The organism is Meiothermus rufus DSM 22234 (assembly GCF_000423425.1).
Taxonomy (GTDB): Bacteria; Deinococcota; Deinococci; order Deinococcales; family Thermaceae; genus Meiothermus; species Meiothermus rufus.
Genome location: NZ_AUHY01000003.1, coordinates 68,524 through 81,985 on the forward strand (window position 1 = coordinate 68,524; position 13,462 = coordinate 81,985).

14 protein-coding genes and 1 pseudogene are annotated in these 13,462 nt (G+C 61.8%); 5 read left to right on the forward strand and 10 right to left on the reverse strand.

Going from position 1 to position 13,462, the window contains the following annotated elements; translation table 11 throughout:
- The first annotated feature begins 3 nt into the window (after positions 1–3).
- A complete protein-coding gene (gene cmk / locus G552_RS14470; protein ID WP_051195616.1) occupies positions 4–657 on the forward strand; it encodes a (d)CMP kinase in 654 nt (217 codons plus the stop codon).
- A gap of 28 nt (positions 658–685) precedes the next feature.
- Here the strand turns inward: cmk and G552_RS0100365 are convergent, their stop codons facing one another.
- The 4 genes from G552_RS0100365 to G552_RS0100380 all read right to left on the reverse strand — a co-directional run bounded on the left by G552_RS0100365 (position 686) and on the right by G552_RS0100380 (position 6,122).
- On the reverse strand, positions 686–1,933 hold the full coding sequence (locus G552_RS0100365) for a 2-oxo acid dehydrogenase subunit E2 (RefSeq protein WP_027881207.1): 1,248 nt from the start codon (positions 1,931–1,933) through the stop codon (positions 686–688).
- A gap of 23 nt (positions 1,934–1,956) precedes the next feature.
- Positions 1,957–4,677, reverse strand: coding sequence for a pyruvate dehydrogenase (acetyl-transferring), homodimeric type (aceE, locus tag G552_RS0100370; protein WP_027881208.1), 2,721 nt, complete (start codon positions 4,675–4,677; stop codon positions 1,957–1,959).
- Between the two features lie 210 nt (positions 4,678–4,887).
- Positions 4,888–5,382, reverse strand: coding sequence for a DUF2726 domain-containing protein (locus tag G552_RS14475; protein WP_051195617.1), 495 nt, complete (start codon positions 5,380–5,382; stop codon positions 4,888–4,890).
- A 65-nt stretch (positions 5,383–5,447) separates the two neighbouring features.
- The gene (locus G552_RS0100380) at positions 5,448–6,122 is read right to left on the reverse strand and encodes a hypothetical protein (RefSeq protein ID WP_027881209.1); all 675 of its coding nucleotides are present in this window, start codon (positions 6,120–6,122) and stop codon (positions 5,448–5,450) included.
- A gap of 59 nt (positions 6,123–6,181) precedes the next feature.
- Between G552_RS0100380 and trmB the strand changes: the two genes are divergently transcribed.
- Positions 6,182–7,102 (forward strand): tRNA (guanine(46)-N(7))-methyltransferase TrmB, encoded by a 921-nt coding sequence (gene trmB, locus G552_RS0100385; RefSeq protein ID WP_027881210.1) that lies wholly within the window; start codon positions 6,182–6,184, stop codon positions 7,100–7,102.
- Positions 7,103–7,110: 8 nt separating this feature from the next.
- On the opposite strand, the gene G552_RS0100390 is transcribed toward trmB, so the two are convergent.
- Entirely contained in the window at positions 7,111–8,073 is a 963-nt protein-coding gene (locus G552_RS0100390) for a Stp1/IreP family PP2C-type Ser/Thr phosphatase (protein ID WP_027881211.1), read from the reverse strand.
- Between the two features lie 110 nt (positions 8,074–8,183).
- Between G552_RS0100390 and G552_RS0100395 the strand changes: the two genes are divergently transcribed.
- The gene (locus G552_RS0100395; RefSeq protein WP_027881212.1) at positions 8,184–8,387 is read left to right on the forward strand and encodes a hypothetical protein; all 204 of its coding nucleotides are present in this window, start codon (positions 8,184–8,186) and stop codon (positions 8,385–8,387) included.
- A gap of 120 nt (positions 8,388–8,507) precedes the next feature.
- Here the strand turns inward: G552_RS0100395 and G552_RS0100400 are convergent, their stop codons facing one another.
- Both G552_RS0100400 and pgm read right to left on the reverse strand, forming a co-directional pair.
- Complete coding sequence (locus G552_RS0100400) at positions 8,508–9,746, reverse strand: PEGA domain-containing protein (protein ID WP_027881213.1); 1,239 nt, start codon at positions 9,744–9,746, stop codon at positions 8,508–8,510.
- A gap of 90 nt (positions 9,747–9,836) precedes the next feature.
- Positions 9,837–11,477, reverse strand: coding sequence for a phosphoglucomutase (alpha-D-glucose-1,6-bisphosphate-dependent) (gene pgm, locus G552_RS0100405; protein ID WP_027881214.1), 1,641 nt, complete (start codon positions 11,475–11,477; stop codon positions 9,837–9,839).
- A 71-nt stretch (positions 11,478–11,548) separates the two neighbouring features.
- Here pgm and G552_RS14480 point away from each other — a divergent pair, with 71 nt between their 5' ends.
- Positions 11,549–12,274, forward strand: coding sequence for a CHAD domain-containing protein (locus tag G552_RS14480; protein WP_051195618.1), 726 nt, complete (start codon positions 11,549–11,551; stop codon positions 12,272–12,274).
- A gap of 19 nt (positions 12,275–12,293) precedes the next feature.
- Here the strand turns inward: G552_RS14480 and G552_RS15930 are convergent, their stop codons facing one another.
- From G552_RS15930 to G552_RS0100420, 3 genes are all read right to left on the reverse strand, one after another.
- Positions 12,294–12,374 carry a 30S ribosomal protein THX gene (locus tag G552_RS15930; protein ID WP_084640339.1) on the reverse strand — a complete coding sequence of 27 codons (81 nt, stop codon included), beginning with the start codon at positions 12,372–12,374 and terminating at the stop codon, positions 12,294–12,296.
- A 9-nt stretch (positions 12,375–12,383) separates the two neighbouring features.
- Positions 12,384–12,677, reverse strand: coding sequence for a 30S ribosomal protein S20 (rpsT, locus tag G552_RS0100415; RefSeq protein ID WP_027881215.1), 294 nt, complete (start codon positions 12,675–12,677; stop codon positions 12,384–12,386).
- Positions 12,678–12,776: 99 nt separating this feature from the next.
- The gene (locus G552_RS0100420; protein WP_027881216.1) at positions 12,777–13,160 is read right to left on the reverse strand and encodes a hypothetical protein; all 384 of its coding nucleotides are present in this window, start codon (positions 13,158–13,160) and stop codon (positions 12,777–12,779) included.
- 123 nt (positions 13,161–13,283) lie between these two features.
- Here G552_RS0100420 and G552_RS16455 point away from each other — a divergent pair.
- A pseudogene (locus G552_RS16455) lies at positions 13,284–13,462 on the forward strand (integrase core domain-containing protein); the annotation flags it as partial.

Consider the following 13,462-nt stretch of genomic DNA (forward strand, 5'->3'; position numbering starts at 1 on the left):
TGTATGAACCCCATCATCACCATAGACGGCCCCTCGGCTTCAGGCAAAACCAGCGTGGCTCGGCGGGTAGCCCAGCGTCTGGGCATTCCCTATGTCTCCAGCGGCCTACTGTACCGGGCCGTGGCGCTCTTGGGCCTGCGCCAGAGGGTTTCCGCAGAGGAGGTAGAAAGCCACCTGGAAAAGCACCTCCTGAGCCTCGAGCCCACCGCCCAGAGCAACCGCGTACTGCTCGATGGGGAGGATGTCACCGAGGCTTTGCACAGCCTCGAGGTCGACCGCGTGGTCTCGGCGGTGGCGAAGCGCCCAAGGATTCGCGCCTACGTCAACCAGGTGTTGCGCCGTATCCCCCCACCCTTTGTGGTGGATGGGCGGGACATGGGCCGGGCGGTATTCCCCCAGGCCCAACACAAGTTCTACCTCACCGCTCGCCCCGAGGTTCGGGCCCAGCGCCGCATGCTCGAGCGCAATGTGGCTTTGGATACCGTGCTGGCCGAGATCATCCGACGCGACCAGGCCGATCAGCAACAAAGCCTCCCGGCGGACGACGCCATTGTGCTAGACACCAGCGCGCTCGAGCTGGAAGAAGTGGTCGAGGCTGTGCTAGCCCAGATCCGGGCCAGGAATGGCTTGAGAGAAGCGCCCACACCACCAGCATAGACCCCTCCTTGGGAGAGGGGTCTATCGGCTACCCTGCAAAGCCCAGCAGCACCGGCTCTTCCAAGAGCTCAGCCACAAAACGGCAGAAGCGCGCCGCATCCGCTCCGTCAATCAGGCGGTGGTCGTAGGAAAGGGAAAAAGGCATCAGGTTGCGCGGCTCAAACCCCTCCTTCTCGGGGTTCCACACCGGCTCTATGCTGCTGCGCGAGACCCCCAGGATGGCCACCTCGGGCCAGTTGACGATGGGGGTGAAGCCCACCCCGCCAATGCCCCCTAGGTTGGAGATGGTAAAGCTAGCCCCTTGCATCTCCTCCGGGGTGAGTTTGCGCTCCCGGGCCTTGGCTGCCACCTCGGCCAGCTCGGCGGCCAGGGCGAACACCCCCTTTCTGTCCACATCGCGGATAACCGGCACCAAAAGGCCAGTGGGCGTATCCACCGCCACCCCGATGTGGATGTAGTCTTTGTAGATAATCTCATTGCTGGCAGTGTCAATGGAGGCGTTGAACTTGGGGAAGCGCTGCAGGGCCGCCGCAGCTATCTTGAGCAAAATAGCGGTCATGGTCAGCTTGGCCCCTTGCTTCTCCGCTTTGGGGCTGAGCTTTTTGCGCAAAGCCTCCATCTCGGTGATATCAGCCTTGTCGAAATGAGTCACCATGGGAATGGTGCTCCAAGCCTGGGCCATGCTGCGCACCGTGGCCCGGCGAACCCCGGACATGGCTTCGCGGCGCACTGGGCCAAACTTGCTGAAATCCGGCAGGGCCAAGGCGGTTGGACTGGGGGTCGGAGCCACCTGGGGCGCGGCTCCTGTAGCATAACGGCGCACATCCTGCTCCGAGATACGGTATGCCGGCCCACTGCCCAAGACTTCACGCAGGTTGACCCCCATCTCGCGGGCCAAGCGTCGCACGCTAGGAGCCGCCGGAATCAGGCGGCGCTCCCCTGGTGGGGGTGTCGGTCTAGCTGGGGTGGCTATAGGGGCTGGGCTCGAGGGGGCGGGGGCTTCCTCTGGCTTAGCCGGGGTAGGAGCAGGGGTTTGCACGGTAGCCTCGCCCAAAAGGGCGATCACCTGCCCACTTTTCACCTCGTCACCAGGTTTGACCATTACCTTGGTGACCGTGCCCCCCTCAGAGGCCGGGGCCTCCATCACCGCTTTGTCGGTCTCGAGTTCCAGCACCGGCTGCCCAGCGGCCACCATGTCGCCTTCCTTAATCAGTACCCCCACCACCACCGCGGAGGTCACGTTGTCGCCTAGATCGGGTAGTTTGAGTTCAGCCATACCATGCACCTCGACGTGTTCTGTCAGCGCTTGTGCGGGGGTTCTGGATGGGGCTTTAGGCCCAGCTTTTGAATGGCTTCCTGGAGGGTATTGAGGTTGATCTTGCCCTCACCGCGCAGCGCCGCCAATGCGGCCACCACCACATGCTGGGCATTCACCTCGAAAAATTCGCGCAGGGCCTCGCGGGTATCGCTACGCCCATAGCCATCGGTACCCAGGCTGTGAATGGGCCGGTTGAGGTAACCCGAGAGGGCATCGGGCAGCACCTTCATGTAGTCCGAGGCCGCCACAATGGGCCCCTCGGTGGGGTTGAGGCACTGGGCCGCGTAGCATAGCCGGGCCTTGCTGCCGGGGTTTAGGCGGTTGTGGCGGGCGGTCTCGATGGCATCGTAGTAAAGGGCCTTGTAGCTGGTCACACTCCACACATCGGCAGCCACCCCATAGGCCTCGAGCATCCCCGCAGCCTTGATGACCTCGTTTAGGATAGTCCCACTACCCAAAAGCTGCACCCGGGCCTTGGGCTTTTTCAGCTCGCTCTTTTTGAAAAGGTAGAGGCCTTTCAAAATGCCCTGGTGGGTCTCCTCGCGTGGCTCGGGCATGGGGGGCTGGGGGTAGTTCTCGTTCATCAGGGTGATGTAATAGAAGATGTCCTCCCCATCTTGGTACATGCGCTTCATCCCGTCTTGCAAGATAACCGCCAGCTCATAGGCAAAAGCCGGATCGTAGGCCATCAGGTTAGGCACGGGCAGGGCCAACACATGGGAGTGGCCGTCCTGGTGCTGTAGCCCTTCCCCATTCAGGGTCGTGCGCCCCGCCGTAGCCCCCAACAGGAAGCCTTTGGTTCGCTGGTCGCCGGCAGCCCAGACAAAATCCCCCACCCGTTGCAGGCCAAACATCGAGTAGTAGATGTAGAAGGGAATGGTGGGGATGCCGTAATGGGCATAGGCAGTGCCCGCAGCGATAAAGCTGCACATGGCCCCGGCTTCGTTGATCCCTTCTTGCAAAAGCTGGCCGGTCTGGGACTCGCGGTAGACCGTCACGGTTCCAGCATCTACCGGGATGTAAAGCTGGCCCTTGGGCGAGTAGATGCCCACCGAGGCAATCACCCCTTCCATGCCGAAGGTGCGGGCCTCATCCGGCACGATGGGCACGATGTATTTACCCACATCAGGGTGCCGCACCAGCTTGGTCAGCATGCGGACAAAAGCCATGGTGGTGGAAATCTCCCGCCCACCCGAACCCGCCAAAAACTCCTCGAAAAAAGCCAGATCGGGGGTCTGGATGCGGTACTCGGGCACCCGCCGGGTAGGAATCAGGCCCCCCAAAGCTTGCCGGCGCGCCAGCATATAGCGCACCTCGGGCGAGTCGGGGCCGGGATGGTAGAAGGGGGTTTTCTCCAGCTCCTCGTCGGGAATGGGGATGCCTAGAAAGTCGCGGGCCTCGCGCAGATCCTCCAGGGTGAGCTTCTTGACCTGGTGGGCCACGTTCTTGGCCTGGGCCGTAGGCCCCAGACCGTAGCCCTTAACAGTGCGGGCAATGATGACCGTGGGGGAGCCGCGGTGTTCCATGGCGGCCTTGAAGGCAGCGTAGACCTTCTGGTGGTCGTGCCCACCCCGCGAGAGGGCCAACCGATCCAGGTCCTCGTCGCTCATCCCCTCGATGAGCTTTTGCAGGGCCGGGGTGTTGAAAAAGCGCTCGCGTAGCTCCTTGGCCCCATAGGCTGCGTAGCGCTGGCTCTCGCCGTCCACCAGCTGCTCCATGCGCTCGAGCAGCACCCCTTCACTGTCGCGGGCAAATAGCTCATCCCAGGCGCTGCCCCAGATGACCTTAATCACATTCCAGCCGTTGCCGCGATAGACACTTTCCAGCTCCTGGATCACCTTGGAGTTGCCCCGCACCGGCCCATCCAGGCGCTGCAGGTTGGCGTTGATGACAAAGACCAGGTTGTCGAGTTCCTCGTAGGCCGCCACCCGCAGGCCGCCTAGGGTTTCCACCTCGTCCTGCTCGCCGTCGCCCAGAAAGGCCCAGACCTTGGCGTTGGTCTTGGGCTTAAGGCCCCGGTCTTCCAGGTAGCGCATGAAGCGGGCCTGGTAAATGGCTTGCAAAGGCCCCAGGCCCATAGAAACGGTGGGAAACTCCCAGTAGTCGGGCATCAGCCAGGGGTGCGGGTAGCTGGAAAGCCCCCGCCCAGGCCCACCCAGAAGCTCGCGGCGAAACTTACCCAGGTCCTCCTCGGAAAGCCGGCCCTCCAGGAAGCTGCGGGCATAGACGCCTGGCGACATATGCCCTTGGTAGAAAACCAGATCGCGATCGGGGGACTCGGGGCCGCGAAAGAAGTGGTTGAAGCCCATCTCCATTAGCTCGGCGATGCTGGCATAGGTGGAGATATGCCCCCCGATGCCATCGGCCTTTTTGTTAGCCTGCTGCACGATGGCAATAGTGTTCCAGCGCAGGATGTTGGCAATGCGTCGCTCGAGCTCGAGGTCACCCGGGTAAGGCGGCTGGTGCTCGAGGGAGATGGTGTTGACGTAGGGGGTGTTGACCTTGTCGTGGATGACCACGCCCTGGCGGTAGGCGTAGTTCTCCAACATCTCCATTAGCTGAGCGACCCGGTCACGCCCAGCACTGCGCAGCACGTACTCTAGGCTTTCCCGCCACTCCTGGTTCTCCAGGTCCTCAAGCCGAAGCTGCTCCTCGGCAGAGAGGCCGGCGCGGGCGGCTATCAGTTCACGATCTTCTACCATACGCGGCTCCTTTTCCGACTAGGCTTGCTGTTGCAGCGTCGGCGCACCCTCGACGCTCCACTTTGTTTCCGAAGTTACATTACAGCAGATATTCCTGAGGAAAAACGTAAGGGAATCCGTTTTTTACAGCACATAAAAAACTTTTATCAAATGGCAAAACCAGATGGCCCTCACAGGCTCCATTAAGGCAGCTCGTCCCCTGCAAGAAGCTCAGGCCTCCCAACCCAGCCAGGCACGTACCTCTTGCAGGGTATATCCGCTCTTGGCCGGAACGCGGATTAGAGGCAGGCCGGCTGAGCGAAGGGCCTCTTCCACAAAGCCGCCCCGCCTCTTACGCTCCTCTTGGGCGTGGGAGGCATCGTCTAGTTCGATGGCACAAACCACCTCGAAGGTAGATGGCTTAACCAGCACGAAATCCACGTGTTTTTGGGCAATGCGATTGAAGGCCCTACGCCAGTCTGAGCGAGATAAGCCTGAGGCTGGCTGAATGAGGTCGGCCAGACGCACCTTGACCTGAACCCGGTAGGCCTCTCCCGCCACCCGCTGCAACGCGCCGTAAAAGGAGCGTTCAGCAGGACTGAGCAAGGTTGGCTTTTTGCGGTAGGGGATGGGAGCCCTATTGGCTTCTGCCAGACGCCCCTTCTGCCAAACGACCACCAAGGCCACCAAGCTAAACAAACCAAGAAGCAACCAAAGCAACTCCACCAGGCCAGTCTAAAAGCCTGGGCCAAAGCAGGCGGTGAAGTATGCCCAAACAAGGCAACCCAGGATTAAGGACCAAGCTTGCGCTTGAGGTAGAGCAGCAAGTCCTCGAGGGCCTGGCGCAGCGCCCGCTGCTCGCGCAGGATAGCCTCGATACGGTCTTCCGGAGTGGCCAGGGTAAGGGTTTTAAAGATCACATTGGTGTTGCCACAGCGCGGACAAGGAACCGTAGGGGGTGAGCTCGAAGGGCCATAGAATACCCGGGTGTTGTCGCGGGTGCAGAGCATGTATTTGGCCCCAGCCGCCTCGCCGCGGCGGATGGCCTCGGCCAGCTCCCGTGCTTCCTCGGGGGCAAACCCCAGAAAAAAGTCTCCTCCCACCTCCTCAATGGCCGGTAGAGCCTCACGGGTGGCGGTCAGGTTGGACTTAAGGCCGTGAGGAGCAGTCCAAGAAATGCCGTTCCACTTGAAGTGTCGAAAGTGGCGCTTGCGCTGCTTGTCTTCGATTTCAACGATCAGGGTGACCTCAGGGTCTTTGGGGTAGTAGTACAGACGCACCGCCGTGACCCCTGATAGGGCGGGTTCGGGTGGCATGGTGTAGGAAAGCGGGCCGTCGGTCTTGATTCGGCTGTTATAACCCACCAGGTTTTGTAAGTCGTAGAGGGTGAGGCCGGGGTGTTCGAAATCCCCCTCCAGGAAAGCCCGCACCTTGGCAAAGGCTTGCTCGAGGCCCACATCCACCATGCCTAAAGTCTACCACTCATCGCCAAAACCCCATGGCCTTACCCGTATAATGTCTTTTCGTGTTGATTCGCGCCGGCGAGGCCCAGTTCCCCCTGCCCCAGCAGCCCCAAGTTTTGGAGATAGGCTTCGGCGATGGGCATTTCACTGCTCAGATAGCCCGCCTATACCCCGAGTGGCAGATTCTGGGTGTGGAAAAATCGGCAGGCTCGGTGGCCCGGGCCTTGGGCCGCTTCCACCGCGAGGGAATCCAAAACGTCTGGGTCTACCATGGCCAGGCCACTTTCGCTCTGCGTAACCTGGTGGCCCCGCGCAGCCTACACAAGGTTTACGTCAACTTTCCCGACCCCTGGCCCAAAGCCAAGCACGAGGAAAACCGCCTACTCCAGCGGGGCTTTTTCCAGCGCCTTTCCACCCGCTTGGCCGAAGGGGGAGCCCTTTTGCTGACCACCGACCACGAAGCCTATTGGCACTTTGCCCAGGCTGAAGCCCAGGCCAGCGGGCTCTTCACCATCGAGACCCCTCCTCCCCCCGAGTTCCACCTGACCACCAAGTACGCCCTGAAGTGGCGTGCCCAGGGGCGTCGCTTCTACTATGCGGTTTTTCAAAAAATCGCCGAGGACCCCACCCCTTGGCCCCCCATAGCGAGGTATCCCGTGCCCCACGCTATCCTAACCGGCTCCCTACCTAGGCTAAACGCTTTCGAGAAAACCGTGGTTCGCTTCCCCGGCGGTACAGCAGTGCTGCTCGAGGCAACCCAGGCCTTGAGCCCTGAAGGAGGGTACTACTTCCACACCCACCTCGAGGAGGAGGACTTGGTACAAGACCTGCTCCTGGAAGCCCGTCCCAGCAGCCATGGCCTATACGTGGGCCTCAGCCGCTTTGGGGCCCCCCTCAGCACTGCCGGAGTACGGGCTACAGTGGCCTGGCTGGTCAGCTACTTCGAGGCCCAGGGGCTTCAGGTAAAGCAGCGATCCTACTGATCGCTGCCCTAAGGTGAGCTTTTACCGCCAAATTGGTTGAACAGCACAAACCCCAACAGACCGAACCACAACAAAAGCAGGACGAGGTTGCCCCAGCGCTGCCAGAAGCTAGGTGGTTTTTGCGGTTCGACAATCTGGGTGGTGAGCACTTCCGGGTCGGTGCCGCTTTGCAAGCACACCGGCTGACCACCGCTGGCCTCCAGCGGCAAAGCATAGGGCCGGGGGTTTTGCGGCACCTGGCTGCCAATCGTAACCACAACCGCGCTGATGTTGTCGGGACCACCCCAGTCGTTGGCCAGTTTGATGAGCTTGGCTACCGCTGGCTCAGGGGGATTGGTCAGGATAATTTCCGCCAGCACCCGGTCTTCCAACACCCCACTTAGCCCGTCTGAGCAGAGCAGGAAAACATCTCCCGGCTGAACCTTTAGGCCGACCAAATCGACCCGGGCACTGGGAAAAGAGCCTAGGGCATTGGTAATCACGTTGCGCCAGCGGTGGTGGCGGGCCTCCTCCTCGGTAAGCAAGCCCTGGCGTACCCGGTCGGCTACCCAGGAATGGTCCTGGGTGAGCTGCACCAGCTCGCCATCGCGCAGCAGGTAAGCCCTCGAGTCGCCCACATGGGCGATCAGCGCATAGGGTAGATCCAGCCACAGCGCAGTACAGGTGGTGCCCATCCCGCGCGACTCTGGCTTCTGCCCTGCCAGGTAGATGGCCTCGTTAGCGGCCTCGTAGGCTTCCAAAAGGCCTTGCGGAGAGGGTTCGCTGCGCCTGAGCAAATCGACGATCTGCGCTACCGCCATCTGCGAGGCCACCTCCCCGGTGCGGTGCCCCCCCATGCCGTCGGCCACAATGAAAATACCGCCGTAGCTGGTAATCAACTGGCTAACCGCGTCCTCGTTGAGGGCCCGTTTGCGGCCCGGGTCGGTCATGGCCGCGGCGAAAACCATGGGGAGGCTTTCGGAGCCTGGCATATAGAGGGCATTATAGGCCACACCCTGGGAGCCCGGGGCCAAAAATCACCCAAGGATCTACCCCTTTTGTCTCATCATCCGCCTCATGGCTTTAGCCTTATCTTGAAAAGGTGAGGTCATTCCATCTCTACCTCCCTCGAGGCCCCCTAGGGGTGCTCGGGCTAATCCTGGCGGGAGGCGTGGCCCTGTTCCTGGTGTTCTGGCTCATCGCCACCCTATGGGTACTGGCGGTTGGCGCCGGGCTGGTTGGTGCCCTAGCTTACGGCTGGCGACGCCTGGAGGCACGCCTCCGCCCCAGGCGCTGGGACGACTAATCCCTAGCACAAGCCAAGCCCCCCGAAGGGGGCCTCGCTTTGGCTTCTGCTTTTATTTTTGGGCTGCAAGGTAAGTACCCTGTCAGGGCCCCCACCGTGACTTCTCACGGTGGGGTGATATTAGCGAGCAGGCGAAAGCTCGAGGCGTACCTGCTGCACCCGGCCTGGCTCCACCCGCACCTCGCGGAAGGCCACCCGGTAGCCCGGCGCCAGGGCCACTACCTGCACAACCCGGCCCTCCAGGTTCTCCAGGCGCAGAAAACCGCCGCGGCTCTGGCCCACCTCCCGACCATCCAGGAAAATTCGCGCTTCTACGTTGGTGAAAACCTCCAATGAACCCCGCAAGGCCTGCAGGTTGGCGCTCACCGGCACGGTCTGGCCGTTGCCCACCACCACCGTGGTTCGGAAGTTCTGGTAGCCCTCCAGCCGTAGCTCCAGCTCATAGCGGCCCGGCGGCACGCTCAGGCTGAGGGGGGTGTTGCCCACCCCACGCCCGTTTAGGAACACCTGGGCCCCTGAAGGGCTAGAGCTAATCTGCAGCAGGCCATTCTGTACCGCCGGAGCCAGGGTAGCATTAACCACGGTGGTCTCACCTGGGCGAATTTGCACCGTGGTACGGAAATTCTGGTAGCCTCCCAGGCGCAGCTCGAGGTCTACCCGGCCCGGACGCAACACCAGGTTGAGGGGGGTGTTCCCCACGACCCGCCCCTCCAGGAGTACCTGAGCCCCGCTGGGAGTGGAGTTCACGCTCAGGGTGCCAGTGCCCGGCTGGGGCTGAGGCTGGGGTACTGGTGTCACCGCAGCCCGGCCCACCACGAAGAAGGCTACATCGGAGACCCAGTCTTGCTGGGGCAGCGGGCTAACCACAATCGAAAGGGCCCGGGCCAGATTATCGGCCCCCCGAAGACTCACCCGCCCGGTCTGGATATCGGCGATCTGAGCCAGGGAAAGCGGCTGACGGCTGGCCACGGCCAGCACCCGGTCCTGCCCCTCAGGCCCCCCCACCTCGAGGGCATACCGCGCCCCACTGGCCGGAGGGAAGGTGCGTACCTCGCCCGCAGCAAGCCGGTTGTTCTGGTCGTAAGCATTGGGCAGAATCAGGCCGATTTCGCCGGTAGACTTTACGCTAAACAGGTAGACATAGGCTTCTTGGTTGACCTGCACCGAGACCTGGATACGCTCGCCGATCTGGTAGACCGGGTTGCCGGTCTTGCCCGGGTCCTTGTTGACCCAGACCCGCACCTGCAGGTCGGTGGGCAGCGGATTGACGATGATGCCCTGGGGGCTTAGCTCAGGCGCAGCCAAGGCTACGCTCGACAGCAGAAGTCCGATGGTCATGGTTGAGAACGCTCGCTTCATACCTTCCTCCTCACCCCTAGGGTAGGTTAACCCGTTCTGGAGGGGTGAGAGGCCGTTCAGCCAAAGTTAACCTTGGCCTTGAGCCTGTCTTTATACACCCGCCGCCCTGAAAGCGGCGCTTACCAGCGCTTTGGCCTCCTGCAAGACCTGATCGAGGTGTTCCGGCCCCTTGAAACTTTCCGCGTAAATCTTGTACACCTCCTCGGTTCCAGAGGGACGGGCGGCAAACCAGGCGTTCTCGGTCACCACCTTCAAGCCCCCGATGGGCTCACCGTTGCCCGGAGCGCGGGTCAGCTTAGCCAGGATGGGCTCACCCGCCAGATGGGTAGCCGTGACCATCTCGGGCGAGAGACTGGCCAATACCTTTTTCTGAACGCTGTTGGCCTCAGCGTCTACTCGGCTATAGGCCGGGGCCCCAAAACGCGCTTCCAGTTCGCGGTAATGCTGGCTGGGCGATTGGCCGGTGCGGGCCAGAATCTCAGCAGCTAGCAAACCCAAAATAATTCCGTCCTTATCGGTGCTCCAGGCCGTGCCGTCCATGCGCAGAAAAGAGGCCCCGGCGCTTTCCTCTCCAGCGAAACCCAGACTCCCTTGCAATAGCCCCTCCACAAAGTACTTGAACCCTACGGGCACCTCCACCAGACGGCGGCCCAGGTAGGCCGCCACTCGGTCAATCATGCTGCTGCTGACCAGGGTTTTGCCCACCCCCAACCCGGGGCCCCACTGGAGCCGGTGCGAGTAGAGGTAGAGGACCGCCACCGCCAGGTAGTGGTTAGGGTTCATCAACCCATCGGGGGTTACAATGCCGTGCCGGTCGGCGTCCGGGTCGTTGCCGATGGCGATGTCGAAGCGCTCCTTTAGCCCAATCAACGAGGCCATCGCGTAGGGCGAGGAGCAGTCCATGCGAATCTTACCGTCTTTATCCAGGGTCATGAAGGCAAAACGGGGGTCTATCTGCTCGTTAACCACTCGCAGGTTCAAGCCGTATACCTCGGCAATGCGCTGCCATACCGCAAGCGAGGCCCCGCCCAACGGGTCGACCCCTAGGCGCACCCCAGCGGCCCGGATGGCCCTGATGTCGACGACGCTTTCTAACTGGCCCACATAAGGGGTGATGAAGTCAAAGGGGCGCACAACCTGCAAGGCCCTCTGCAACGGCCAGCGCTTTATCTCCAGGCCCTCGAGGAGAATCTGGTTGGCCCGGGCCTGGATGGCCTGGGTCACCCCAGTATCGGCTGGGCCTCCATTGGGCGGGTTGTACTTGAAGCCTCCGTCCTGGGGGGGGTTGTGGCTGGGGGTGATGACGATGCCATCGGCCAACCCACTTACCCGGCCCCGGTTGTACTCCAGGATGGCATGGGAGACCAAGGGGGTTGGGGTGTAGCCTCGCTCCTGATCCGCCCATACCTCTACCCCGTTGGCGGTGAGCACCTCTACCGCGCTGATCCAGGCTGCCTCCGAGAGGGCATGGGTGTCCATCCCCAGGAACAAGGGGCCATTGATACCTCGTTTAGCACGGTATTCCGCCACTGCCTGGGCGATAGCTAGGATATGGATCTCGTTGAAACTGCCGGAAAGCGAGGTGCCCCGGTGACCGCTGGTACCGAAAACCACCTGCTGGGCTGGGTTATGGGGATCGGGCTTTAGGGCATAGTAGCTGCTTAAGAGCCGGGGAATGTTGGCCAAGAAACCCTGCGGTGCGGGCTGGCCTGCCAAGGGGTGTAGCGCCATGCCAGGAGTCTATTCCAGGGCCACAACCCAAGGCAACGCGGCCCGGCTGGAGGGTGCCTTATGCTAGGGACATGGCCGATGCCGGTCTTCCCTTGACCCCCTGGCTGCATCACCTGGAAAAGCACCTGCCCATAGCCCGCCAAGGCCAGGACCCCGAGGGGGTTCATCAGGTGCGGGTGGCTGGGCGGCGGCTGCGGGTCTGGCTCGAGCTGGCTGGGCTACGGGTTTTGCAGGACGACCTGGCTTGGCTGGTGCAGTGCGCAGGCCGGGTACGCGACCTCGAGGTCTTGCTACAACACCCAGACCTCTCCCCTTCCTTTCGACGCTGGGCCCAAGAAGAGCTAAAGCAAGCCCGCCAGGCTTTCGTTCCCCTGCTGAACTCCTCCCGCTTGGCCGGTCTGCTGGCAGCCTTGGCCACTCTGCCCCCCCTGGTACGCTCGGTGGCCCAGGCACGGCTGGAGCGCCTGGAAGAGCGGGTCGGGCGGCGGGCCAGCATCTGGGAACAAACAGGCCAGCTAGAACACTTGCACGCCCTGCGCCGGGCCTTGCGCCGGCTGCGCTACGCCCGGGAGTGGCTCGAGCTAGAAACCAAGGCCATCAAAGCGCTACAGGAGAGCTTTGGCCAAGTGGGCGACCTGGCCTTCACCCTGGCCTACCTGCAGGCCTTCGAGACCGGGGGAGGCCGGGCATCGCGCTACCGGCAGCAGCTAAAGGCCAGGCTAACCCTGGCTTTAGAGGAGGCCCAGTACCTTTGGCATAAACAAAAACACCAGCTAGGCCTCCCAGGCCGGGGGTAGCTCCCGGCCCAAAAACCCCTTACTTCTTCCGGGGGCGGCACTTGCCGTATGAGCCCCGGAAAATCTTGCCCCGACGAGTACGACGATCCCCTTTGCCCATGCTCGACTCCTAGGCTTTAGCCCCTTGCAAAAGCTGATGCACCTTGCTCATCAAGCGGGACTTGCGACGGCTAGCCGCGTTCTTGTGCAGGGTAGAACCTTTGGCGGCTTTGTCAATCAGGCTCTCGGCATAGCGCATTACCCGGATGGCCTCACTGGCGTTGCCTTCCTTGGCCAAGGCTACCGCCTTCTTGCTGACGGTCTTGATGGCCGACATCTTGGCCTTGTTGCGGGCGCGCCGCTTCAGCGACTGGCGGTGGCGCTTCATGGCCGAAGGGTTGCGAGCGGTTTTTTTCTGTGCCATAGTTCTCCGAACTTGCCATTTAGGGCTGCAACAAACCACGGCAGCCTCGAGGCAAACCGCCCACAAGTCTAGCACACCCCTGGGCTTTGTGCCTAGAGGTCAGAACTCGTTGCGCGCCGCCACCCAGTCCATGCGTACTTGGCCTCGAGCCTCTTTGAAACGGAAGATGACGTCGTAAAGGCTGGCGTCCACCGGCTGGCGAATCTCCTCAGCAAAACGGCCCTGGTAACGCTTAACCAGGCCCGGCCCGCTCTGGCCCGAACGGCGTATCTCTACCTCGAGGCTGCCCTTGCGCAGCTCACCCTCCACAATCACCTTAATGAACGCCCGCGTTCCTGTGGCCCGCACTTGGTTGCGCAGCTCACCGGTGTAGTTCCAGTACAACACCGGCGTGAAGGGCGCATAGCCTACCGCCAAACCAAAGCGCTCGGCGTAAAAGTACACCCCCGCAGCGATCAGCGCCAAAAACAAAAGGCTACGCACCCCTTCAGTATAGGGCATAAACACCGAGGGCTTAGCTCTTTAGGGCAATCCAAGCTGAACCCGGACAAACACATGTGAGACTCTAAGCTGGGATAAAAAGAGGGGAACCAACCAAGAAAGGAGGTGCCCCAGCGGCAGTTTACCACCGTTGGCCGAGAGATATGGCAAGGCGCTAGACAAGCACAGAGGCTGGCCGAGGCCAAAGCAGGCGACCCAGAGGTCAAGGAACGTCTGCGCAAGCTCCGACTGGTCAAAGCCCTGCGTGAAAGTAAAAAGAGCTGGAAGGAGATCCAGGACCTGGT

Bases quoted from the DNA above. Each gene is read 5' to 3' on its own strand.
- G552_RS0100390 (WP_027881211.1), bottom strand. From the start codon at position 8,073: ATGCCAGGCTCCGAAAGCCTCCCCATGGTTTTCGCCGCGGCCATGACC.
- pgm (WP_027881214.1), bottom strand. From the start codon at position 11,477: ATGGCGCTACACCCCTTGGCAGGCCAGCCCGCACCGCAGGGTTTCTTG.
- G552_RS0100365 (WP_027881207.1), bottom strand. From the start codon at position 1,933: ATGGCTGAACTCAAACTACCCGATCTAGGCGACAACGTGACCTCCGCG.
- G552_RS0100400 (WP_027881213.1), bottom strand. From the start codon at position 9,746: ATGAAGCGAGCGTTCTCAACCATGACCATCGGACTTCTGCTGTCGAGC.
- G552_RS0100380 (WP_027881209.1), bottom strand. From the start codon at position 6,122: ATGGTGGATGTGGGCCTCGAGCAAGCCTTTGCCAAGGTGCGGGCTTTC.
- cmk (WP_051195616.1), top strand. From the start codon at position 4: ATGAACCCCATCATCACCATAGACGGCCCCTCGGCTTCAGGCAAAACC.
- rpsT (WP_027881215.1), bottom strand. From the start codon at position 12,677: ATGGCACAGAAAAAAACCGCTCGCAACCCTTCGGCCATGAAGCGCCAC.
- aceE (WP_027881208.1), bottom strand. From the start codon at position 4,677: ATGGTAGAAGATCGTGAACTGATAGCCGCCCGCGCCGGCCTCTCTGCC.
- G552_RS15930 (WP_084640339.1), bottom strand. From the start codon at position 12,374: ATGGGCAAAGGGGATCGTCGTACTCGTCGGGGCAAGATTTTCCGGGGC.
- G552_RS14480 (WP_051195618.1), top strand. From the start codon at position 11,549: ATGGCCGATGCCGGTCTTCCCTTGACCCCCTGGCTGCATCACCTGGAA.